The organism is Phytoactinopolyspora limicola, assembly GCF_011320225.1.
Lineage (GTDB): Bacteria > Actinomycetota > Actinomycetes > Jiangellales > Jiangellaceae > Phytoactinopolyspora > Phytoactinopolyspora limicola.
Genome location: NZ_JAAOEN010000003.1, coordinates 216,821 through 239,914, shown reverse-complemented (window position 1 = coordinate 239,914; position 23,094 = coordinate 216,821). Strand labels below are relative to the sequence as shown.

General features: G+C 67.9%; 21 protein-coding genes and 1 riboswitch. Of the genes, 13 read left to right on the top strand and 8 right to left on the bottom strand.

Going from position 1 to position 23,094, the window contains the following annotated elements:
- Positions 1-4: 4 nt before the first annotated feature.
- From G8760_RS10075 to G8760_RS10055, 5 genes are read left to right on the top strand one after another with little or no spacing between them, the layout of a single operon-like run.
- Positions 5-940, top strand: coding sequence for a carbohydrate ABC transporter permease (locus G8760_RS10075; RefSeq protein ID WP_207782207.1), 936 nt, complete (start codon positions 5-7; stop codon positions 938-940).
- A complete protein-coding gene (locus G8760_RS10070; protein WP_166350470.1) occupies positions 937-1,767 on the top strand; it encodes a carbohydrate ABC transporter permease in 831 nt (276 codons plus the stop codon). The genes G8760_RS10075 and G8760_RS10070 overlap by 4 nt, the downstream gene beginning before the upstream one ends.
- Entirely contained in the window at positions 1,764-2,636 is an 873-nt protein-coding gene (locus G8760_RS10065; RefSeq protein ID WP_166350468.1) for an ROK family protein, read from the top strand. Before G8760_RS10070 ends, G8760_RS10065 begins: the two co-directional genes overlap by 4 nt.
- Positions 2,627-3,376: a GntR family transcriptional regulator gene (locus G8760_RS10060; protein WP_166350466.1), complete on the top strand. Its 750-nt coding sequence runs from the start codon at positions 2,627-2,629 to the stop codon at positions 3,374-3,376. The genes G8760_RS10065 and G8760_RS10060 overlap by 10 nt, the downstream gene beginning before the upstream one ends.
- Before the next feature lie 59 nt (positions 3,377-3,435).
- A complete protein-coding gene (locus G8760_RS10055; RefSeq protein WP_166350464.1) occupies positions 3,436-4,212 on the top strand; it encodes a sugar isomerase domain-containing protein in 777 nt (258 codons plus the stop codon).
- Between the two features lie 7 nt (positions 4,213-4,219).
- Here the strand turns inward: G8760_RS10055 and G8760_RS10050 are convergent, their stop codons facing one another.
- The 4 genes from G8760_RS10050 to lat all read right to left on the bottom strand — a co-directional run bounded on the left by G8760_RS10050 (position 4,220) and on the right by lat (position 10,620).
- Positions 4,220-5,395 carry an acyl-CoA dehydrogenase family protein gene (locus tag G8760_RS10050; protein ID WP_166350462.1) on the bottom strand — a complete coding sequence of 392 codons (1,176 nt, stop codon included), beginning with the start codon at positions 5,393-5,395 and terminating at the stop codon, positions 4,220-4,222.
- Positions 5,396-5,463: 68 nt separating this feature from the next.
- Positions 5,464-7,707, bottom strand: a complete 2,244-nt coding sequence (locus G8760_RS10045) for a thiamine pyrophosphate-dependent enzyme (RefSeq protein ID WP_166350460.1) — start codon at positions 7,705-7,707, stop codon at positions 5,464-5,466.
- Between the two features lies 1 nt (position 7,708).
- The gene (locus tag G8760_RS10040; RefSeq protein WP_166350458.1) at positions 7,709-9,265 is read right to left on the bottom strand and encodes an aldehyde dehydrogenase family protein; all 1,557 of its coding nucleotides are present in this window, start codon (positions 9,263-9,265) and stop codon (positions 7,709-7,711) included.
- Positions 9,266-9,279: 14 nt separating this feature from the next.
- Positions 9,280-10,620, bottom strand: a complete 1,341-nt coding sequence (gene lat, locus G8760_RS10035) for an L-lysine 6-transaminase (protein ID WP_166350456.1) — start codon at positions 10,618-10,620, stop codon at positions 9,280-9,282.
- Between the two features lie 774 nt (positions 10,621-11,394).
- Here lat and lnt point away from each other — a divergent pair.
- From lnt to G8760_RS10020, 3 genes are read left to right on the top strand one after another with little or no spacing between them, the layout of a single operon-like run.
- Positions 11,395-12,987, top strand: a complete 1,593-nt coding sequence (lnt, locus tag G8760_RS10030; RefSeq protein ID WP_207782206.1) for an apolipoprotein N-acyltransferase — start codon at positions 11,395-11,397, stop codon at positions 12,985-12,987.
- Positions 12,987-13,769: a polyprenol monophosphomannose synthase gene (locus tag G8760_RS10025; RefSeq protein WP_166350454.1), complete on the top strand. Its 783-nt coding sequence runs from the start codon at positions 12,987-12,989 to the stop codon at positions 13,767-13,769. Before lnt ends, G8760_RS10025 begins: the two co-directional genes overlap by 1 nt.
- Before the next feature lie 2 nt (positions 13,770-13,771).
- The gene (locus G8760_RS10020; protein ID WP_166350452.1) at positions 13,772-14,329 is read left to right on the top strand and encodes an FxsA family protein; all 558 of its coding nucleotides are present in this window, start codon (positions 13,772-13,774) and stop codon (positions 14,327-14,329) included.
- A gap of 8 nt (positions 14,330-14,337) precedes the next feature.
- Here the strand turns inward: G8760_RS10020 and G8760_RS10015 are convergent, their stop codons facing one another.
- A complete protein-coding gene (locus tag G8760_RS10015; RefSeq protein WP_166350450.1) occupies positions 14,338-14,727 on the bottom strand; it encodes an RNA polymerase-binding protein RbpA in 390 nt (129 codons plus the stop codon).
- A gap of 316 nt (positions 14,728-15,043) precedes the next feature.
- Here G8760_RS10015 and G8760_RS10010 point away from each other — a divergent pair, with 316 nt between their 5' ends.
- Positions 15,044-15,538 (top strand): peptide deformylase, encoded by a 495-nt coding sequence (locus G8760_RS10010; RefSeq protein ID WP_166350448.1) that lies wholly within the window; start codon positions 15,044-15,046, stop codon positions 15,536-15,538.
- Positions 15,539-15,558: 20 nt separating this feature from the next.
- Here the strand turns inward: G8760_RS10010 and G8760_RS10005 are convergent, their stop codons facing one another.
- Positions 15,559-15,969, bottom strand: a complete 411-nt coding sequence (locus tag G8760_RS10005) for a hypothetical protein (RefSeq protein WP_166350446.1) — start codon at positions 15,967-15,969, stop codon at positions 15,559-15,561.
- 95 nt (positions 15,970-16,064) lie between these two features.
- Positions 16,065-16,856, bottom strand: a complete 792-nt coding sequence (locus G8760_RS10000; RefSeq protein ID WP_207782205.1) for a glycerophosphodiester phosphodiesterase family protein — start codon at positions 16,854-16,856, stop codon at positions 16,065-16,067.
- Positions 16,857-16,956: 100 nt separating this feature from the next.
- A riboswitch (ZMP/ZTP riboswitch) is annotated at positions 16,957-17,060 on the top strand.
- A gap of 39 nt (positions 17,061-17,099) precedes the next feature.
- Between G8760_RS10000 and G8760_RS09995 the strand changes: the two genes are divergently transcribed.
- On the top strand, positions 17,100-18,371 hold the full coding sequence (locus G8760_RS09995; RefSeq protein WP_166351108.1) for a serine hydroxymethyltransferase: 1,272 nt from the start codon (positions 17,100-17,102) through the stop codon (positions 18,369-18,371).
- 103 nt (positions 18,372-18,474) lie between these two features.
- On the opposite strand, the gene G8760_RS09990 is transcribed toward G8760_RS09995, so the two are convergent.
- Positions 18,475-19,509, bottom strand: a complete 1,035-nt coding sequence (locus G8760_RS09990) for an N-acetylglucosamine kinase (protein WP_166350444.1) — start codon at positions 19,507-19,509, stop codon at positions 18,475-18,477.
- A gap of 231 nt (positions 19,510-19,740) precedes the next feature.
- On the opposite strand from G8760_RS09990, the gene G8760_RS09985 reads away from it, so the two are divergent.
- The 3 genes from G8760_RS09985 to ngcE all read left to right on the top strand — a co-directional run bounded on the left by G8760_RS09985 (position 19,741) and on the right by ngcE (position 23,067).
- Entirely contained in the window at positions 19,741-20,703 is a 963-nt protein-coding gene (locus tag G8760_RS09985) for a MurR/RpiR family transcriptional regulator (RefSeq protein WP_207782204.1), read from the top strand.
- Positions 20,704-21,510, top strand: a complete 807-nt coding sequence (locus tag G8760_RS09980; protein ID WP_207782203.1) for a sugar isomerase domain-containing protein — start codon at positions 20,704-20,706, stop codon at positions 21,508-21,510.
- Positions 21,511-21,585: 75 nt separating this feature from the next.
- Positions 21,586-23,067 (top strand): N-acetylglucosamine/diacetylchitobiose ABC transporter substrate-binding protein, encoded by a 1,482-nt coding sequence (ngcE, locus tag G8760_RS09975; RefSeq protein WP_166350442.1) that lies wholly within the window; start codon positions 21,586-21,588, stop codon positions 23,065-23,067.
- Positions 23,068-23,094 lie beyond the last annotated feature (27 nt).

Sequence of the window (23,094 nt, the reverse complement as noted above, 5' to 3'; positions counted from 1 at the left end):
ACCTGTGACGACCGACGTACACACCGGCACGCCGGCCGCCCCGGGACGTACCCGGCGGCCGGCGCCTGCCCGGCCCAGCGAGCGGCGCTGGGCGGCGATATTCCTCTCCCCGGCCATGCTGGTGATCGGCATCTTCATGGTGGTGCCGATCCTGCTCACCGTATGGATCAGCCTCCACGAGTGGTCGATGTTTACCTCGCTCGGCGACATGACCTGGCGAGGTCTCGACAACTACGCCGGCCTCTGGTCCGATGCCGGGTTCCGTAACTCGCTACGCAACACCGTTCTCTACGTTCTGCTCGTCGTTGTGCTCACCATCCCCCTGTCGGTGCTGCTGGGCCTCCTGCTCTACTTCCCGACGATGCGTGGAAAGGCCGCGATCCGCACGGCGTTGTTCGCCACGTACGTTGTACCAACGGTGGCGATAGCGATGGTGTGGGGAGCGCTGTACGCACCGACCTATGGGCCGTTCGACCAGATCCTGGGTGCGGTCGGGATCACCGGGATCGGCTGGCTGAGTTCGCCGGATACCGCGTTGATCAGTTTGGTCGTCTTCCATGTGTGGCAGATGATCGGCTACTACACGGTGCTCGTGGTGGCCGGGCTCACCCAGATCCCAGGGGAGCTGTACGAGGCCGCTCGTGTCGACGGTGCCGGGTTCTGGCGGCAGACGACATCGCTGACCCTGCCGATGCTGGGCCGGACGATGACGTTCGTGGTGCTGATCGCCGTGGTCAACGCCATCCAAGTGTTCGACCCCATCTACATCCTCACCCAGGGTGGCCCGGCCGGGAGCACCGAGGTGTTGTCCTTCACCATCCAGCGAACCGCCTTCGAGTACGGTCTCGCCGGACAGGCCAGCGCCATGGCGTTCTCACTGTTCTTGCTCATGGTGGCGGTCGGAGCCGCCCTCATGGTGGCGATGCGGAGGCGGCGATGATCACCCGACGGCTACAGCGGGTGAGCCTGCGAGTGACCCTCGCCATGGTCCTCCTGGTGCCCGCGTTCCCGCTGTTCTGGATGCTCAGCTCCAGCCTGAAGAGCCCTCAGGAGCTGATGCGGACACCTCCGACGTGGTTGCCCTCCGAGCCGACCCTGGACGCGTACCGCACCGTGTTCGACGTGTTGCCGTTTGGGCGCGCCTTCGCCAATAGTCTGCTCGTCTCCGGGGTCGCGACGCTGTCCGTGCTGGTGACGAGCATTCTGGCCGGCTACGTGTTCGCGAAGTACCGCTTCCGGGGCCGCGACGCACTGTTCTGGGCGATGGTCGCCACGATGTTCCTGCCGCCGATCGTCACCCTCGTGCCGTTGTATTGGCTCGTCTCACAGTTGGGCCTGTCGGACAGCTATCTCGGCGTGATGCTGCCCTGGCTCGCCAACGGCTTCGGGATCTTCCTGATGCGCCAGTTCATCGCCGATGTGCCGGACGATCTGATCGACGCCGCCCGGCTCGACGGAGCGGGGGAGCTGCGTATCGTCACCAGGGTGGTGGCACCGCTGGTGCTGCCGGCCATCGTGACGTTGGGTGTGTTCGCGTTCGTCTTCTACTGGAACAACTTCATCTGGCCCCTGTCCATCTTGCAAAGCACGGAGAAGTTCCCCGTCGTGCTGATGCTGAGCCAGCTGCTGTCGTACAGCACCAGCGTCCAGTACCAGAACGTGGTGATGGCCGGTGCCGCTATCGCCAGCATCCCCACCATCGTCGTGTTTCTCCTCACCCAGCGGGTGTTCGTCGCCGGCATCGCCAGGTCGGGGGTGAAGGGATGAGCCACGGCACCTCCCTGCTCGGCGTGGACCTGGGCGGCACGTCCGTGCGGATGACGGTGGAACTGCCGGACGGAACCTCCACCGAGATCAGCCGGGAGCCGGCACCCCAGAACTACCCGGCGCTGCTGGACGTGATCACCGGATACGCCGCGACAGCCGGCCCGGTGACGGCGGCGGGCCTGGGCCTGCCCGGCACGGTCAGCGGCAACTCCGCCGGCTTCGTACCCGCACTGCGGTGGTTGGAAGGCCAACCGGTGGGGGTGGATCTCGCCGCCCGGCTCGGCTGTCCGGTGACCATCGGCAACGACGCGGCGTTCGCGCTCCTCGCCGAGGCCCGGCGCGGTGCCGCCCGCGGCGCCCGATCCGCCGTCCTCGTCGCCGTAGGAACCGGCATCGGTGGTGCGTTGATGGTGAACGGCCGGATCTGGCGCGGAGCACGGGGGAGCGCCGGCGCCTGGGGATGGCTCAGCATGCCGCGGACCCGGCCGGATCCGGCACACGGCGGGTTCGAGCAGGCCGCCTCCGGCACGGCGCTGCGGCACCTGGCCGCTCCGCTGGCCCCGGAAGCTCTCGCGGACCGGGCGCGGGCCGGTGACCCCGGCGCCGCCCGGCGGCTGGACGGCTACGCCCGGCGGCTCGGTCGCGGACTCGCGGCACTGGCCAGCATGCTGGACCCGGAACTGGTGGTGATCGGCGGCGGCGTGTCCGGCATTCTCGACGTCGTACACCCGGTGCTCGACGACGAATATCGCCGATGGGGTTCGCCGCATGGGCACGAGGTACCGGTCGTCCCGGCTGAACTCGGCTGGATGGCTGGGGTGGCCGGAGCCGTCGAGGCGGCCCGAAGCGGAGAAGAGGTATGGACATGACCGGTGCTGGCGGACTCGACCCGTCGTCGGGGGTGCCCTTGTACATGCAGGTCGAACGGGACTTGCAGCGGCGAGTGGACGTCGGCGAATGGAAGGCCGGCGAACAGCTGCCGGCCGAGGAACAGCTCTGCGAGGTGTACAACGTCAGCCGGGTCACCATGCGGCAGGCCCTGGCCAGGATGGCTGACCGCGGTGTCGTCGTCCGCGAGCGCGGTCGGGGCACGTTCGTCCGAGACCAGAGCCTGACCGCCGGCGCCCGGGGCGTCACGTCGTTCACCGCGGAGATGGCCGAGATCGGCGTCACCGCCGGCAGCCGCGTGGTCTCCGCCCGCACCACCACGGCCGCCGCGGCGGCTGTCCCGGACGACGCCGGCTTCGCGGCGGACGAGCCAGTGGTAGAGCTGCGCCGACTGCGCACCGGCGGTGGCCGGCCGGTGGGGGTACAAACCAGCGTTCTCCCGCTGGGCCGGTTCCCCGGCCTCGACGCGATCGACCTGGGCAGTGGCTCCCTCTACGGGCTGCTGCGCAGCCGGTACGGCGTCACCCCGCTGGAAGCGGTGGAGACGTTCACCGTTGGTGGTGTGCTCGCCGAAGACGCCGAGCTGCTCCAGGTGAAAGTTGGCACCCACGCGTTCTACGTCGAACGCATCACTTCCGACACCCGTGGACCGTTCGAGTTCTGCCACAGCGTCATGCGTGGCGACCGTTACCGGCTCCGACTTGGCCTACGCAACCCATGAACACGCGGTGTTCGGACCAACCCGGACGCCGCCCGTACCGAATGAAGAGAGGACGGTCCATGACTGTCACCACCGCCCGATACACCCACGCCCTGATCGAGCTGCTGGGCAAGCTCGCGGAGAGCCAGAACGACGTGCTCGACCAGGTCGCTGAGCGAGCCGCCGCCGCCTTACAAGGCGGGGGCTTGGTGCACCTGTTCGGCAGCGGTCACTCGGTGATCCCAACCATCGAGGCGTTTCCTCGGTACGGGAGTTTCGCCGGCATCCATCCACTGACCGATCCGCGGCTGATGTGGCACAACGTGCTCGGCCCCGGTGGGGTGCGCGAGCTGCTGTGGCTGGAACGCACCGAGAACTACATCGACAAGTTCCTCGATCACGAGCCGCTGAACGCTGGCGACGTGCTGGTGGTCTACTCCCACGGTGGCCGGAACTCGGCTGGGATCGAGGCGGCGATGTACGCACGGGAACGCGGCTTGACGACGGTCGCGGTCACGTCGACGGCCAACCTGAGCCGGCCGGCCGAACACTCCAGCGGCAAACGCCTGGGTGAGGTGTGCGACCTCGTGGTCGACACCGGGGTGCCGGTGGAGGACGCCGTTATCGACGTGGACGGCTGGAGCCGGCCGGTGGGTGGTGCGTCGACGGTCGTGGCCGCGGTGGTCAGCCACGAGATCCTGACGCGGACGGCCGCGGTGCTGGCCGGCGAGGGTGTGGAGCTGCCGACGTTCGTGTCCCCGACGGTGCCCGGAGCGAGCCTGGAGTCCAACGACGAGGTGTTCGACGCCCACCGGCGGCTGCTACACCGCGCGGAGCAGCGCGTACTAGACGCCTAACGGCGGGTTAGCTGAAGGCGGGGCTGCCGGTGAGGGCCTGGCCGATGACCAGTTGGTGAATCTCCGACGTGCCCTCGTACGTGAGCACCGACTCCAGGTTGTTCGCGTGCCGCAGCACCGGGTACTCCAGGGTGATGCCGCTGGCGCCCAGGATCGTCCGGCATTCGCGGGCGATCCCCAACGCTTCTCGTACGTTGTTCAGCTTGCCCAGGCTGACCTGGCGGTGCTCCAGCCGATGGGAATCCTTCAACCGGCCCAGATGCATGGCCAACAGGAATCCCTTCTGCAGCTCGAGTGCCATGTCGGCCAGTTTGGCCTGGGTGAGCTGGAACGACGACAGCGGGCGGTCGAACACCTCGCGGTCGGAGGCGTACTCCAGAGTGGCCTGCAGGCAGTCCCGCGCCGCACCCAGCGCACCGAACACGATGCCGAAGCGGGCCTCGTTGAGGCACGACAACGGGCCACGCAGCCCTGTCACGTCGGGCAGCACCGCGTCGGCCGGCAGCCGGACCCCGTCGAGGACCAGCTCACTGGTGACCGACGCCCGCAGCGACAGCTTGCGGCCGATGGTCGGCGCCGAGAAGCCGGGGGTGTCGGTCGGCACGGCGAAGCCGCGGATGCCGTCGTCGGTCTGCGCCCAGACCACGGCGACGTCGGCCACCGTGCCATTCGTGATCCACATCTTGGTGCCGTCGAGCACCCAGTCCGAGCCGTCGCGGCGAGCTCTGGTGCGCATGCCCGCTGGGTTGGACCCGAAATCCGGTTCGGTCAACCCGAAACAGCCGATCAGCTCGCCCGCCGCCATACCGGGTAGCCACCGCTGTTTCTGCTCCTCGGAGCCGAACCTCCAGATGGCGTACATCGCCAGCGATCCTTGAACCGATACGAGGCTACGCAGGCCGGAGTCGCCGGCTTCCAGCTCTAGGCAGGCCAGCCCGTACGACACCGCGTTGGTGCCCGCGCAGCCGTACCCGGTTAGGTGCATACCCAGTAGGCCCAGCTTGCCGGCGGCACGGGCCACCTCGCGGACCGTTTCGGGGCTGAGACCGTCTTCGTACCAGCCAGCGATATGGGGCCGGACGTGGTCGTCGACGAAGCGCCGAACGGTCTCCTGGATCGCCGTCTCTTCATCGTCGAGCAGGTGGTCGACCTTCAGCAGATCAAGCGGGCTGGTACCCGTCATCGCTCGTCTCTCCTCGCTGGTGTGTTCGAGTTGGAACGCCGTACTCCGCGCGGCCCACTCTGATGATGTCAACGCCGCCGGCGGGAACGCTGCCCACCGGGGTCGCGACGTTTCCGGTGGCGGCCGTCGTCGTCCGGCGCGGCCGGTGGCCCGACCATCTCGATGGCCGCCGACTCGATGTCCTCTTCACCGAGCAACACATGCGTCGCGGCCGGTCCGAGCGGCACGAAGCTGTCCTGGCTGGCGACCCTGGCCAGTCGCCCGGTAAACCCGTTCTGGATCAAGGCGCTGAGCACACCTTCTCCGACACCTCCCGACAGGCGGGTCTCGTCGGCGACGAGAACCCGGCCGCTGGCGTTGGCCGCGCGCAGGATGTCCGCCACCGGCAGCGGCGCCAGCCAGCGCAAGTCGAGCACACGGACGTGGATATCGCGTTCACCCAGCCGCCGGGCCACCCGGAGGCTCATGGGCACGCCGTTGCCGAAGGTGACGATGGTGAGGTCGGTGCCGGTGCCGTACTCGCGGGCGGCACCGATCGGCACGTGCTGCCCGGTATCGGCGGCCAGCCATTCGCCGTCGTCGGCGGTGTGCAGGTCGCGGGCATGGTAGAGCGCGATCGGCTCGACGAACGCCGACACCGTGCCGTCGACCCGGGCCGCGGCGAGGCACGTGCGCAGCATGGCAGCGGCGTCGTCGGCCCGCGCCGGGCAGGCCACCACCAGACCGGGGATATCTCGTAACACGGCCACTGCGTTGTCGTTGTGGAAGTGCCCGCCGAAACCCTTCTGGTAGGCCAGCCCGGCGATCCGGACCACCATCGGGTTCTTGTACGCGGCGGTGGAGAAGAACGACAGCGTGGCCGCCTCGCCGCGGAGCTGATCTTCAGCGTTGTGCAGATACGCCAGATATTGGATCTCCGGCACCGGCACCAGGCCGGCCAGACCGGCGCCGAGACCGAGGCCGAGAATCGACTGCTCGTCGAGCAAGGTGTCGAAGACCCGTGCCGCTCCGAAACGGCGTTGGAGCCCGCGGGTGACCCCGTAGACGCCGCCTTTGCGGCCGACGTCTTCCCCGAAGACGACAACACGCCGATCATGCTGGAGCGCCCCGGCGAGGGTTGCGTTGATCGACTCGGCGAGGGTGCGCGCGCGTGGTGGATCCTCATCTACGGGTGTGGCGAGCTCGGCGGCGACCGCTTCGACGTCGTCCGGACGATGAGGTGCCAGCGGCGCCATGACCTCCGCCGCCGCCGCCAGCTGGCGCACCTGCCCCAGCTCGGCGATGACGTCGTCGATGCCGGCCCGGATCCGGTGGTAACGCTTCGCGAGCACCTCCGGGGTGGCCGCCCCGGCGTCCACCAGCGCGCGCATGGTGCCGAGGATGGGATCATGCCCGTACCCGGCGGCGACCTCGGTGTGGGTCCGGTAGCTGATCTCCGCGTCGCTCCCGGCATGCCCGCCGAACCGGACGGTGGCCAGATGCAGGAACGCCGGGCGGCGTTGGGTGCGGACGAAGTCGGCCGCCTCGGCGGCTATGCGCAGCACCTGGGCGGTATCGGCGCCGTCGGCGAAGAAGTACCGCAACCCGGGCCGCGACCCGTAGGCGCTCTCGATCCAGCCCGACGGCGTACGCACCGAGATGCCTAACCCGTTGTCCTCGCAGACCAGCAGCAAGGGCAGTGGCAAGCCGCGATAGGTGGTGTTGATGGTGGTGTTGATGGCGCCCGCCGCGGTCGAGTGGTTGGCCGACGCGTCACCGAACGAACACACCACCACGGCATCGGCCGGCCACGCTCCGGCAACCCCCAGCCGGTGCGCCCGGTGCAGTGACATGGCCAGGCCCACGGCCCGGGGCAGGTGCGAGGCGATGGTGGATGTCTGCGGTATCACCGACAGCGCCGGATGGCCGAACACCTTGTGCCGGCCGCCGGCGATCGGCTCGTCGGCGGCACACATGACACCCTGCAGAATGTCTCTGGCCGGGTCGACCCCCTCCACCTGGGCCGCCCTGGCCACGTAGAAGCCACCAGAGCGGTAGTGCAACAACGCGGGGTCGTCCGGGCGCAACACCTCGGCCACGGCGGCGTTGCTTTCGTGACCGGCCGAGCCGATGGTGTAGTAGGCCCGGCCGGCGGCCTGGAGTTCACGCGCCGCGGCGTCGAGATGGCGGCTGGTGACCTGGGCGTCGAACACCCGCCACAGCGGCTCGGGGTCACCTGTCTCCGCGCTGGAGGCCCCGCTGGGCACCTCCAGTGTGGCGAGGTGGTCCAGCAGGGCGACCTGGGCGGCCTCGAGGCCAGCTGGGGTGTTCATCTCATTGTCCGCCGGCGAGCCGGAACTCGGTGTCGGGGACCAGCTCGGCGACGTCCATCTGCGCCTTCTGCAACCGGCCCGAGTAGTCCCAGTTCATCGACTGCCAGCGGGTGAATTGGTCGAGTACCCACAACCCGGACTGGCGTGAGCCGTTGCCCGACTTGCCATTGCCACCGAACGGTAGGTGGGCTTCGGCGCCGGAAGTGGAGTTGTTGATGCTGACCATGCCGGCACCGATCCGGCTGCGGAAGGCGAACGCGTCGGCCGGGTTGGTGGTGTAGATGGACGACGACAACCCATAACCAGGCGCGTTGGCCAACTCGATTGCCTCGTCGAAGTCGACGTACGTGGTGACCCCCACGATCGGCCCGAACGTTTCCTGATCGAACAGGGCGTCGCCGGGCCGCACGCCGTCGACGATCACGGGGTGGTAGTACAACCCCGCCGCTGGATCGCCTTGGAACCCGGCACGGGGGAGTTCCGCGGTGATCCGCCCCGGAGTGCCATACACGGTGTGATGGGGCTGGATCCACTCGAGGAACGTGTCGTAACGATCCGCGAACTTCTGATCCAGTAACGGCCCCATGAGGACGTCCCCGGTGGGGTCACCCACCGCGGCTGCCGCCGTGGCCGCGGCGAAACGCTCGACGAGTTCCGCGTGTTGGGACTCGTGGACGATCACCGTGCCCAACGACGTGCAGCGTTGGCCGGCGGTGCCGAAGCCGGAGAAGAGCGCACCCTCGACGGCGAGGTCGAGATCGGCGGTGGGCGTGACGACGAGGGGGTTCTTGCCACCGAGCTCGAGGCAGGCGGTCTGCAGGTTCCGACCGGTGAGCGCGCCGATCTCGCGGCCAACCTCGGGAGAGCCGGTGAAACCCACTTTGTCGATGGTGCCGTCGGCCAGCGCACGCTCCAACCCGGCGAACGTGGCCGGGCCGTCGGCGTGGACGACGTTGAACACGCCGGGTGGGAGCCCGCCACCGCGGACGAAGATCTCGTGGAAGGCGGCCGAGACCGCCGCGGAGTACTCCGCCGGCTTCCAGACCACGGTGTTGCCGCAGAGCAACGCCGGCACGATGTACCAGGACGGCACCGCGACCGGAAAGTTGCCCGCGGTGATGATCGCCGCCGTGCCGACTGGGTTGCGGAAGGTGAACAGCTGTTTGTCCGGCATCTCGCTCGGCACGGTCTGTCCGTAGAGCCGCCGGCCTTCGCCGAGGAAGAAGTCGCACGTATCGACGATCTCGCGGACTTCGCCGAGCGCCTCGCCGTAGGGTTTGCCGATGTCTCGGGTGACCAGCTGAGCCAGCTCGTGCATGTTGGCCTCGACCAGCCGACCGATATGGGCGATAGCCCGGCCGCGGACCGGTGGGGGGACCGCCGCCCACGCCGCCTGCGCCCGCTTGGCCGAGGCCGCGGCGTCGACGAACGTGCTGGCCTCGGCGAACGAGATCTCGGCGACGACCTCGTCGAGACGGGCCGGGTTATAGCTGGCGACCGTGCGGCCGCCTTCGACGGGTACACCGTCGACGACGGAGGTCACGAGCTTGTCTGGCATCGCGGTTCCTCTCTTCACGAAGTCTGCCGGACCACGGCTCGGGCGAACGCCGCCACCGCGTGGTCGATCTCATCATGGGACACCGACAGTGCTGGACGGAAGCGTATCGCTCGCACTCCGCTCGGCAAGGCGATGACCCTCTCGACTTCTCGCAGGTCGGTCAGGACGGCGTCGCGGGCCGCGGCGTCGATGAGGTCGACGGCTACCATCAGTCCACGTCCGCGTACGTTGGTGACGGCGCCGGGTGGTGCGTCAGCGGCGGCCGAACGGAGCCGGGTGAGGAAGTGCTCCCCCTTGGGACCGGCCGTTTCGATCAGGCCCGCACGCTCGACGATCTCCAGGATGCGGCGCGAGCGAACCATGTCGACGAGTCCGCCGCCCCATGTGGAGTTGATTCGACCGGATACCGCGAAGACGTTGTCGGGTACCTCGTCGACCCGGCCGCCGGCCATGATCCCGCCGACCTGGATCTTCTTGGAGAAGGCGACGATGTCGGGGGAGAGGCCGAGCTGCTGGTAAGCCCAAGGTGTACCGGTGGTGCCGGCGCCGGTCTGCACCTCGTCGACGATGAACAACGCGTCGTGTTCGTGCACCAGCTCTTGAAGGGCCCGGAGAAACTCCGCGCGCATGTGGTTGTCGCCACCCTCACCCTGGACCGGCTCACAGATGAACGCGGCGATGTCGTGTGGGTGCGCGCGGAAAGCGGCGCGTGCCTGCTCCAGTGCGCGCTGCTCGGCGGCGATGACCTCGTCGAGGTGATCGGCCAGCGGGAACCGGATGGCTGGGACGTCGATCCGCGGCCAATCGAATGTCGGGTAGCGGTCGGTCTTGTTCGGCTCGGTGTTGGTCAACGACATGGTGTAGCCGCTACGGCCGTGGAAAGCCTGGGTGAGGTGCATGATGCGAGTACCGAGCGAACGGTCGCGCCCGGCGGCCTCGTTGTGCCGGCTCTTCCAGTCGAAGGCGGCCTTGAGTGCGTTCTCCACTGCGAGCGCACCACCTTCGACGAAGAACAGATGGGGGAGTGCGGGGTCTCCGAGGACGCGGCTGAACGTGGCCACGAACTCGGCGAAGTGGGTGGTATAGATGTCGGAGTTCGCCGGCTTGTTGGCGGCGATCTCGGCGAGGAGTTCCATGAACTCTGGATCGTCCACGATTCCGGGCGGGTTGCAGCCCAGTGGTGCGGAAGCGAAGAACGTGTACATGTCGAGGTAACGGCTGCCATCGCGGGCATCCACGAGCCAGCTTCCGTGGCTTGCCGCGGTATCGAGCACCAGTTTGAAGCCATCGGTTAGCAGGTGCTCACCGAGAATGGCACGGACCTTGTCGGGCGGGATGCTCAATTGAACAGCCATGCACGACCCCCTAAGTATTGAGACCAGTGGCCTAACCTGACGGGAAATCTTCCCACGGTCGACGTCGGCAACCGCAAGTCTTACGGTACCAGCCGGACATCGCCGCGGCCGATACCCCCAACTCCCGCGCCACCGCGGAAAACTCGATGCAACGGCGTCGGGTTCGGCTACGCCGACATTTCCATCACCACCCTCTCCGTGATCTAGGGGATGTTTATGACAACGATCATGACTATGTCATAGCTAGCGGTCGCACAAATGTCCCCGCGGATTCCACAATCTGCCTCGACAGGCTTGGAGAAATGATTTATTTCATGATCGATTTTCTCCGGCCGAAGGGCTCTGACCAGGCACGATTCCATGTTTGCCCAGGTTGGGGCGAGGTTGACATGTTCGGCCTACTGGAGCAGAGTCGCATGAAGTCCACCAGCGGACGAACCGTTATGGGTAGACGTCCCGGGTCAGCAGCGTGACCGGGGCCGAGGCGCCTAGCGGTGGACATCGCGGCGCCTCAGCAGCCAGGCCCGCGCTTGCGCGGCGGGGCCCGGCATGTCGCCCGTGGCGGCACGGGGTGAGACCAGGTCGGGCCCGGCCGTCCAGTAGACAACGGGTCGTGAGCCGCATCCGGCGGCATCGCGATTCGGTCCGAAGGGCGGCCGGGCCGCGTCCCTGGCTTGATGTCCGTTCTGCCCTGATCCGGGCACTACACCGGTTTCCCGTTCGTTGTACTGTCCTCTGAGGACAAAACGCGAGCTGGTGGATGGAGCCCGACACGTGAATGCCAGTGCCCCGGGCCAGGTCGCCCGGAACTCCGCGTGGATCCGGGCAGCCGGCGCCGCGATAGCCGGACTGGTGCTGGTTCTGGCGTTCTCGCCATTCGATCTGTGGTTCCTCGCCCCGCTCGCGCCGGCTGGTTACGTCCTTCTGGTCCGCGAGCAGGGCTTGAAGCGTTCGGCCGCCTACGGCTTCGTGTTCGGCCTCGCGTTCTTCCTGCCGCTGATGTGGTGGACGGGCCTCGAGGTCGGCCCCATTCCGTGGATTCTGCTGGCCATACTTCAAGCCGCGTTTTTCGTTCCGCTCTCGATTGGCCTCACGCTGGTCCAGCGGCTGGCCGGCTGGCCGGTGTGGATCGCCGCCGTATGGGTAGCGGTCGAGGCGCTACGCGGCCGGGTGCCATGGGGCGGGCTCACCTGGGGAAAGCTCGCGTTCTCCCAGGTCGACGGCACCTATATCGGTTTGGCGGCATTGGGTGGGACCCCTCTGGTCTCGTTCGCCGTCGCCTTGACCGCCGGATTGCTGGCCTGGATCGTGATCCGGCGTGACCTAGGCGTCCGCCTGGCCGCGGCCACCTGTGCCGTAGCCCTCCTCCTGGCCGGCTTGCTGGTGTCACCACCAGCCGCCGACGGTGAGACCATCACCGTCGCCACCGTCCAGGGCAACGTGCCCGTCATGGGCCTGGACTTCAACTCCCGCGCCCGGGTGGTGACCAACAACCACGTCGAAGCCACGACGCAGCTGGCCCGCGACGTGCGCGCCGGGCTGGTGGACCAGCCCGACATCGTCGTCTGGCCGGAGAACTCCTCCGACATGAACCCCTACCGCGACCAACGGACGTACAACAACATCCAGGGCGCGGTCGACGAGATCGGCGTCCCCGTCTTCGTCAACGTACGGGTCCCCACCGACGACGAGCAGAACATCGAGAACACCGCCGTTCTCTGGCACCCGGGCCGTGGCCCCGACGAAAGCTATGTCAAACGCCACCCGATGCCGTTCGGCGAATACATCCCGATGCGCCGGTTGGCCCGGATGGTCACCGCCGAGGTCGACCGTCAGCCACGTGATTTCGTCGCCGGAGACACCGTCGGCCTGTTCGATACGGCGGCCGGAGCCATCGGTATGGCGATCTGCTTCGAGGTGGGCTTCGACGGGATCGTCCGCGACACCATCGCCGAGGGCGGGCAGCTCCTCGCCGTGCAGACCAACAACGCCACCTTCCGCGACTCACCCATGACCGAACAACATCTGGCCATGTCCCGGTTCCGCGCGGTGGAGCACGGACGCACCGTCATCGTGTCCGCGCTAGCCGGAGTGAGCGCCATCGTCGGCCCCGACGGCACCGTCCTGCAACGAGCCGAGCTGTTCACCCAGGACGTGCTCGTGGCCGACGTCCAACTGTCCGACGCGAAGACCCTCGCCACCGTCGTCGGTGCCTGGCCCGAAGGGATTCTGGTCGTACTCGCGTTGGGTGTCCTCGGGGCCGCCGGGTTGGTTACGCTACGCCGCAACCCGCGATCCGACCCCGAGCCGGAGGAGCAGCCCGTGATGGTGGCCGCCGCCCTGCCGTCCGACGCGAGGGAGCGGTGATGACCGAGCCCGAAGCGGGAGCCGCGCCGGACCTCGAGGTCCTCGTCATCATTCCCACGTACAACGAAGCACTCACCGTCGAGAAGACCGTCGCACGGGTCCACACGGCCACACCCGACGTACACGTGCTGGTGGTCGACGACAACTCGCCGGACGGCACCGGTGCCTTGGCCGACGAGCTCGCCTCCCACGACACCCGGGTGCACGTGCTGCACCGCACGGCCAAGAACGGCCTCGGGGCGGCCTATGTGGCCGGATTCCGGTGGGCGTTGGATGCCGGGTACCGGTACGTGGTGGAGATGGACGCCGACGGCTCCCACCAACCCGAAGAGTTACCCCGCCTACTCGCCGCATTGGCCGACGCCGACCTCGTAGTGGGCTCGCGTTATGTGCCCGGAGGCACTGTCGTCGACTGGCCGCGCCACCGGGAGATCCTGTCCCGCGGTGGCAACACCTACACGCGGATCGTGCTCGGTATGCAGCTGCGGGACGCGACCAGCGGCTACCGGGCATTCCGGGCAGAGACCCTTCGATCGATCGACCTCGACGCGGTAGCCTCGCAGGGGTACTGCTTCCAAATCGACCTCGCCTGGCGCACCGTGAGCGCCGGGCTCCGGGCCACCGAGGTCCCCATCACCTTCAGCGAACGCGAGCAAGGGGAATCGAAGATGGGTGCCGCGATCGTCCGCGAGGCGCTGGTGCGGGTGACCCGCTGGGGCCTGGAATACCGCCTGGGCCAGATAACGTCCAAGCTCAGGTTACGACAACGGAGGAGAAGGTGATCATGAGCCAGGATCAGGTGCGGCGCCGCCGCCGGCGGACCGTCGGCGCGTTCGCCCCGTTCCTCGGCGGCGTGCTTGAGATCGTCGTGTTCGTCGCGATCGGACAGGCGATCGGTTTCGGCCTGGCGATCATCCTCGCCCTGGCCACAAGTGTCATCGGCCTGTGGCTCATGCGCCGGGCCGGGTTCAACGCCTGGAGGTCATTGCGAGCCGCCGCGGCCGACGCGGCACGTGTAGCCGATGCGAACACCCGCAACCCGCTCGCGCCGCAGGATGGCCCGACCCCGCAGGAACGCATCGCCGACGCTGGGGTCACACTTCTCGCCGGGACGGTTTTGGTCTTTCCCGGGTTCATCACCGACGCGGCGGCGTTGCTACTGCTGGTACCTCCGGTGCGGCGGAAGGTCGGCCGCCGGCTCGCGGCGGCCGCGCTACGCACCCTTCCCACCCCGACCGGACGTGGCCCCGCGAGTGGTGGCGACGTGGTCGAGGGAGAAGTAGTGCCGGACAGTCCTATCCGCGATCAACTGTCGGCCGATCCTGAAGAACGGGACAGCTGAACCGGCGATCAGGCGGTCTTCTTGCGCTCCCGTGCGTTGGCCGCCAGGTGTGCCGCGCCAGGCAATAGGCCGGCCCGCAGCAACTCCAGACGCTCGTCCAGCAGGGCTTCCAATTCTTCGATGGAGCGGCGTTCGAGCAACATGTCCCAGTGCGTCCGGGCAGGCTTCAACGGCTTCTCTTCGGGCCGCTCGCTTGCCTGACGCAGCGCCTCCGCGCCGCAGCGCGGGCAGTCCCAGAGGGCAGGCACCTCAGCCTCGGTGGAGAAGGTCACGTCGAAGCGGTGACCAATGGGGCAGCTGTAGGCGATGACCTGTCGTTCAGCGAACTCGACGCCGCGCTCGTCCTCGTAGCTCCGGGCGCCAAGGCGGGAGCCACGTAGGGTAGAACGCTCAGACATGTAGAAACCCTTCCGGAGCCTAGGCCCCTGAACAACCTCTTGGCGGACATGGTCGGCACTAGAAGAACGAGTAAAGCCACGCCAGTGTTCCGGACAACTCGGTGCTGACGCCAACCGAACCGCGTGATCTCGCTCACTCCGCCGTTGAGGCGACTACCTCGTTGTTCGTTCTCCATGGTAGCGCGGGCGGTCGCCGCACGGCGACGATTCACCCTCGACATGCCAGACCGGCGCGGCTTTTGGACCCCGCCTTTGAGGGTTGGCCGAGGAGGTTAGGGTAGTCGGGCGGTCGAACAAGAAGGAGAGTTGAGCGACGTTGGCGGTCCGTGAGATCCGGTTGTACGGCGACCCTGTGCTGCGCACTGTCACCGACGAGGTCACCGAATTCGGCGAGTTCAGCCGATCCCTGGCCCAAGATCTGCTCGACACTCTCGACCTTCCAGGGCGCGCCGGCGTGGCGGCACCCCAGATCGGCGTGCCTGCCCGGGCCTTTTCGTACGGCATCGAAGGACAACGTGGGGTGGTGTTCAACCCCGTCCTCGTAGAGACCTCGGGTGACCAGGGCGGCGACGAGGGGTGTCTCTCGGTGCCGGGGCTGTGGTATCCCACCCAACGGGCCGCGTACGCCGCGGTCGAGGGGGTCGACGCCGACGGCCAGCCGGTCCGCGTCGAGGGCCAGGGCGAGCTGGCCCGATGCCTCCAGCATGAGGTGGATCACCTCGATGGCATCGTGTACATCCACCGCCTGGAGCCGTCGACCCGGCGAGGGGCCATGAAAGCGATCCGCCGAAGCGCGTGGTTCACCGCCTGATTCCCTGATGGTCGGGGCGCTCACGCCGCCTGCGCGGTAGGCCGGTCGATCCGCCCCACCTGCCCAGGCGTCACCAGGTAGACGCCGTGGCTGGTGATACCCGCGGCCATCGTGGCCGAGCCGAAGGCGTCGCTCCAGTCCACGTCGCCGCGCTGGGTCGGGTCGGGGCCGGAGCGGCTGATGGCCATCAGCACGCTGTGCACCGTCATGACATCAGCAAGGGCCCGCAGCGAGCTCTGCAACACATGGATCCGCTCGGCCAGCGGCGGGTCCGGGGGAACCTCGTCGACGAAGATGGCGATCGAGGCGAATCCGTGGACGTCGCCGACCAGCACGTGCAATGAGCAGTCTGGCAGGGCGCCGGCGTCGCGCGCCGCGGTGAGGTGGTGGCGGACATCGTCAGCGGAGGGAAGGTAAAGCGATTTCGTCATGTGGTGATGTTCGGCCGGGCCGCCTGTGGATCGCACGTTGCTGTCCACAGGCACATCGTGATATTCGCAGGTTGGCTACGACGGTTCCGCTGGCCTCACCCGGGCCAGGCACCGCGCTGGATCAGAACGTCCCGGAGGACGTCGGCCCGGTCGGTGACGATGCCGTCGACACCAAGATCGAGCAACTGGTGCATCTCGGCGGCGTCATTGATGGTCCACACGTGTACCTGTCGCCCGCCGCGGTGGGCCTGCGCCACCAGCCGGCTCGTCACCACCGGCAGCGAACCGAAACGTACAGGCACCTGGAGGCAATGGACTCCAGCCAGCCAGCGTTGCGCCCGGCTGGCCAGACCGGCCCGGCACGCCAACACGAAACTCGACACGAGTGAACGTCCCGCCGACGTGGCGACCGCACGCGAGAGCCGGCGGGTCGTCGCACGGCGACGCGCGTCGGAGAAGGACGCGATGCACACACGATCATGAGCCTGAGTGCGCTCGATAGCACGGACCGTGGGCTCTACCGCGGCCGCCGCCTTGATGTCGATGTTCACCCGCAACTGTGGCCACGTTCCGAGGACGTCGTCCAGCCGTGGCACCGGCTCGGTGCCGCCGATGTTCGCCCGGTTGACCTCCGGCCACCGCAGTTCGGCGATCACCCCTGAACCGTCGGTGACCCGATCCAGGGTGGTGTCGTGGAAGGCCACCGCGACGTCATCGAAGGTGGCATGGACATCGGTCTCGATGTAGCGGTATCCAAGGTCCACGGCCGCGGCGAAGGCAGCCATGCTGTTCTCCAACCCGGCGCGGGAGAAACCCCGATGGGCAAGGGCGAGCGGCCCGGCATGGTCGAAATACGGGTGTGGAGGTTGTGGGCGTCGCAAGGCCACAGAACCAGCCTAGTGCCTCGGGGGAGAGGTGCCCCGCGGCCCGGCGACACCACCGCCGCACGAGGGGCGGTGTCGCCGGTCGGCGTGAGCCGCTATCGTGAAGGCCGTGGCGACTGGCGCAAAACGAGCCGCGATATGCGGCTCGAGGTGGAACTGACCACCGGGGAGCTGACGGCGGAGGCACCGCGCGCCTGGGTGTTCCGGACCACCAGCGGACGAGGGAAAGGAAGTGACCACCGCGTCATGACCGCAACTCCGAACCATCTGCGCAGCGTCGACCCCCAATTGGCCGGACTCATCACAGCCGAGGAGGCCCGTCAGCGCGACACGCTCAAGTTGATCGCCTCCGAGAACTACGTCTCGGCGGCGGTGCTCGAAGCCAGCGGCACGGTGCTGACCAACAAATACTCCGAGGGTTATGCCGGTCGCCGCTACTACGAGGGCCAGCAGGTCATCGATCAGATCGAGACGTTGGCGGTGGACCGGGCCAAGGCGCTGTTCGGGACCGAGCATGCCAACGTCCAGCCCTACTCCGGATCACCGGCCAACCTCGCCGTCTATCTCGCCGTCGCCAAACCGGGCGACACCGTGATGGGTATGGCGCTGCCGATGGGTGGGCATTTGACCCATGGCTGGAGCGTGTCGGCCACCGGCCGCTGGTTCAACGCCGTGCACTATGACGTCGGCCGCGAGACTGGCCGGGTCGACATGGACGAGGTCCGCGACCTCGCCCGCCGGGAGCGGCCCACCCTGATCTTCTGCGGCGGTACCGCCATCCCGCGGGTCATCGACTTTCCCGCCTTCGCCGAGATCGCCCGTGAGGTCGGCGCCGTGCTGGTGGCCGATATCGCGCACATCGCGGGTTTGGTCGCTGGTGGCGCCCACCCCTCGCCCGTGGGCCATGCGGACATCATCACGACCACCACCCACAAAACCCTGCGGGGGCCTCGCGGCGCCATGATCATGGCGGCCCCGGAGCACGCCAAAGCCATCGACAAGGCGGTCTTCCCTGGTTTGCAGGGCGGCCCGCACAACCACACCACCGCGGGTATCGCGGTGGCCTTGCACGAGGCGGCTCAACCGGGCTTCGCCGACTACGCCCACCAGATCGTCGCCAACGCTCGGGCGCTGGCCGAGGAACTACAGGCGCGCGGATTCGACCTCATCTCCGGCGGGACGGACAACCACCTGATCCTGATCGACCTCACCTCGAAGGGGGTCGGCGGCAAACCGGCCGCGCAGATCCTCGACCAGGCGGGGCTTGAGGCCAACTACAACACCGTGCCGTATGACACCCGCAAGCCGTTCGACCCGTCCGGGCTGCGGCTGGGCACGGCGGCGCTGACCAGCCGGGGCATGGCCGAGCCGGAGATGCGTGAGGTCGCCCGATGGATGGATGAGATCGTCTCCACCCTGGCCGGTGACGACACCGAGGCGGTCGAGAAGGCCGTTGCCAGGGTGCACGGTGAGGTGTCCGAGCTCACCGGCCGGTTCCCGGTTCCTGGCCTGGACTGACCGGCGCAGACGTGGTGCGGCGCTGGGCCTGGCAGGCACCCGCGGGCGGGCCCAGCGCCGCACGGACATTCATCGGCGGCCAGATCGATGGGCGGCCAGCGCCCTAAGCCGTGGGCGCCACCATCCGGCTATGCAACTCGACGCTGGCTGTGCTGCCTGGTCCTAGCAGGCGACTCGCCGCGAGCCAGGCGGCGCCGGCGGCTCCATCACGAGCGGCGCTGATCGTGGCTTTCGGCCACTGTTCGACCAGCCGTGGCTCCAGCAGCCGCCGCAGTGGTGTGTCCGAGGTGAGCAACGATCCGGCGAGCACCATCGGCGTGCCGTCCGTAGTGCGCACGGTTGACGCCGAGGCGAGCAGGTGGTCCGCGGCACGTTCCAAGACGCGAGTGGCGTCGGGGTCGCCAGCGGCGTTGTCGCTGACCAACGGGGCTAGCTCGGCCAAGGCGATGGGCGGTTGTTGGTGCACGTTGAGCACGATCCGGTCGGCCAACGCCCGGTAGTCGGTGGAGGTCGACAACCGTTCGAGGGCCGCACCTGCCGGGTCGGCTTCGTCGCCTCGTGGTGTCAGCAGCGCTGCCAGTACGGCGCGGCCGAGCGGACCGGGCCGTTCGTGGCGGGCCAGTACGTCGAGGGTGGTCCGAACCGCTTCGCGGCCGAGCCAGAATCCGGATCCGAGATCACCGAGCAGCCAACCATGCCCGTCCACCGTGTGCACCCGTCGTTGCTGCTCGAATCGGGCGGCGATAGCGCCGGTGCCGCACAGGAGCAGCGTGCCGTCCGGCTCGGCGGTACCAGCGACGAACGCTACCCGGGCGTCGTCGGTGATCTCGTAGTCGCAGCGCAGCCCGAGGTCACGCCAGATCTGGTCGAAACCGGCGGCGACCTCTGGCTGGGTGAAGTTCTCCGGACCTGCCGTACCGATCACGGCGGCTTGAACTCGAGCTGGGTCGAGGCCGGTCAGGGCCACGCGCAACGCCGTCGACAACGCGTCGAGTGATTTGTCGGCGCCGTGCGACGTGACGTTGGCGCCGGGTCCACGCCCGGTGCCTTCTCGCCGGCCGTTGGTGTCGGCGACCAGGACCCGCGTCGAGGTGCCGCCGATGTCGAGACCGAGAACCAGACCTGCCGGATGTGCCACACGCCACCTCACGTCTCGTTCGAGCCGGCAACGATGTCACGCTTTCGGCAACCTATGGAGAAAGTCTTGACACCGGAGAGCTGCCAGAAATAGTTTTCAGAACATTATCGCACGCCATGAGATGTGAAACTCACAACCAAGGGTCGCTCAACCGCCATCACTGGCCGATACGCCGGTGCCTACCAGGACAGTAACGCTCAGCTGCGCACGAGGGAAGCAAAGGAGCCAACCGTGACGGAGCAATCGGCCCCGCCGTCCGGACCGACATCCGGTGACGACGCGGGGTGGCCGGGGGAGCGGCTCAGCGGTGACGCCGTCCTGGCGCGGACTCGGGCGATGCTGCCCAACCTGCCGACCGCGCTGCAACGGGTGGGGGAGCAGGTCCTGTCGGCCCCGGCGTGGGTGGCCAGATCCACCATCTTGGAGACGGCCGAACGTAGCGGGACGTCTCCGGCGACGGTGACCCGTTTCTGCCGGGCGCTGGGTCTGCCCGGGTATGCCGATCTGCGCCTGGCGATGGCGGAGGAGACCGGGCGATCATCGTCGGTCGCCGGCTGGGAGATCGACATCGGGCGGGAGATCAGCCCCACCGACCCGCTCGACCGGGTGGCCAGCCTGGTCGCGACCGCGGAGATCCGCGCCATTCAGGAGACGGTGGCCCAACTCGACCTCGCAGCGGTGGACCGCGCGGCCGATGCCATCAACAGTGCGGGCCGGGTCGACCTCTACGGTGCCGGCGGCAGCACCCTGGTGGCTGGGAAGATGCAGCTCGGCCTGCATCGGATCGGTGTACCAACCTGGGCCTGGGGCGACGTCCACTCCGGCTTGACCAGTTCGGTCCTGCTCAAACCCGGAGACGTCGCCATCGGCATCTCGCACTCCGGCGCCACTCGGGAAACGCTGGAGATGTTGTCGGTCGCCGCCAGCAGCGGCGCCACGACCGTGGCGCTGACCAACGTGCCCGACTCGCCACTGGTGGAGGTCGCCGACATCGTCCTGACCACGGCCACTCACGAGACGACCTTCCGCCCGGCGCCGATGGCGTCCCGGCTCCCGCAGATCATCGTCCTCGACCTCGTTTACGTGGCGGTGGCTCAGCGGCGGCACGAGCAGACGATCGCCGCGCTGAAGATGACGGCCGACGCCGTCAGTGGCCATCGAAAGGGTCCACGAGTGAAGAAGGTAGGGCAGTAGGTGGACGACGACATCGCGAAGCCGCCAGATGCGCACCCGACCACGAGTCCGGCCGGGCCGGTAAGTGCACAGGCATACCTCACCGAGATGCGCGACGCTATCCAACGGGTTACCGAGCAGGAGATGGAGAACGTCGCTCGCGCCGCCGACCTGCTCGCGGAGTCCATCCAGCGAGGCGGGGTGATTCAGGCGTTCGGCACCGGCCACTCGCAGGCAGTGGCGATGGAGATCGCCGGCCGAGCCGGTGGCCTGATCCCGTCCAATCGGATTGCACTGCGCGACCTAGTGGTGCAGAACGGGGAGTCGCCGGGTATTCTCGCCGACCCGCATGCCGAACGTGATCCCGACATCGGGCGGCGCCTGTACGAGGCAACCCCGGTCGACCCGGCTGACGCGTTCGTGATCGTGTCGAACTCCGGGATCAACGGGAGTGTGGTGGGGTTGGCCAGCCTCGCAAAAGAACGTGGTCACGCTTTGGTCACCATCACTTCCCTCGCCCATAGCGCACGAGTAGAGTCGCGACATCCTTCTGGCAGGAAACTTTCCAATTTTGCGGATGTGGTGCTCGACAACGGTGGCCCGTTCGGAGATGCCGTGCTGCCCCTACCCGGCGGCGGCGCGGTCTGTGCGGTGTCGACCATCACGTCGGCACTGCTGGCGCAGTTCCTCACGGCAGAGGTGGTGCGTCGGCTGCTCGCGGCCGGCGAGGACCCCCCTGTCTACCTCTCCGCCAACGTGCCCGGCGGGGACACCCACAACGAAGCACTACTCAAGCGGTACCAGGGCCGAATCCGGCGCGGCGGCTGAGCGTCGCCGTCCAGCGCCGGCCGGGCACCTGCCCCATCAAGCCTGAACAGAGCGGTTCGAGAAGGAGTGGCAGAGATGGCGAGTAGCACCAATCGGAAGTTGATCACCTCGACCGAGCCCAGCCGGCGCACGTTCCTGCAACGGCTGGCCGTCGGTGGCATGGCGTTGGGCCCGGGGAGCGCCTTCCTGGCCTCGTGCGCCACCGGAGGCGGAGACGACAACGGGGACGGCAACGGCGACGATAGCGGCGACCCACCGCCCGAGGTCAGCGACGACAACCCCTTGGGAATCCCGGAGAACGAGCCGGTCGAGATCTACATCTTCGACGGCGGCTTCGGTGACACCTACGCCACCGACGTGCACCAGCCGATCTTCGGCGAACGCTGGCCCGACGTCGAGATCAACCACCGAGCCGCCGTTGATATCGGTGGTGAGCTTCAGGCTCGGTTCGCCGCCAGCGACCCGCCGGACTTCGTCAACAACTCCGGCGACGGCCAGATGGACACCGGCCAACTCATCGCCGACGGCCTGGTCCAAGACCTGACCGACCTGCTCGACGCACCCAGCTGGGACGACCCCAGCGTCCCGGTGCGGGACATGCTGCTGCCCGGCACCGTCGAGCTGGGCAGCCGCGACGGGATCCCCTACGTGTTGAACTACACGTTCACCGTCTACGGCACCTGGTACAACAAGACCCTCATGGACGAGAACGGCTGGCCGGTCCCGACCACCTGGGACGAGATGCTGGACGTGTGTGCCGACATCGCCGATCACGGCATCGCCCCGTGGGTCTATCAGGGAGTCACGGCACCGCGGTACATGAACTGGCCACTGCTGTGTATGGCCACCAAACTGGCCGGGCCCGACATCCTGGTCGCGATCGACAACCTGGAAGAGGGTGCGTGGGGCCACGAGGCCATCCGCGAGGCCGCCCATGCCCTGTGGGACCTGGGGCAACGCGGCTACTACCTCGAAGGTGTCGAAGGCATGGAGTTCCGGGACGCCCAGGGGCTCTGGGCCCGAGGTGAAGCCGTGTTCTGCCCCTCTGGTTCGTGGATCGAGAACGAAGAGGCCGACGCCATCGCCGAGGACCCAACGTTCGAGCTGGCTATGATGCCCGACCCGCTGCTGTCCACGGACGCGGTGCTGCCCGTGGAGACGCTGCGGGCGACGGCGGGGGAGCCCTACTTCGTTCCCGCTCAGGCAAACAACCCCCGCGCGGGTATGGAGTACATGCGGGCGATGATCTCGCTCGATGGAGCCCGCGGCTTCACCGAGACGGTCACCAGCCTCACGTCGGTGGTGGGTGGTTCGGAAGGTGTCGAGCTGGAGGCCCCTGGGTTGTCGTCGGCCCAGGCGGCTTTGGAGGCCGCTGGTGAGAACATCATCAACTGGCTCTACCCGACGTGGTACCCGACGATGGAGAACCCGGGGATCGACCAAGCCACCGGTGCGCTGCTGCGTGGCGCCGTGGACGTCGATGAGTGGGTCGAGCGGTGTGAGGACGTCGCACGGGAGTTCCGCGAGGACGACTCCGTGAACAAGCAGTCCCGGTAAACACACCGTCGTCGAACGCTCGAGGAC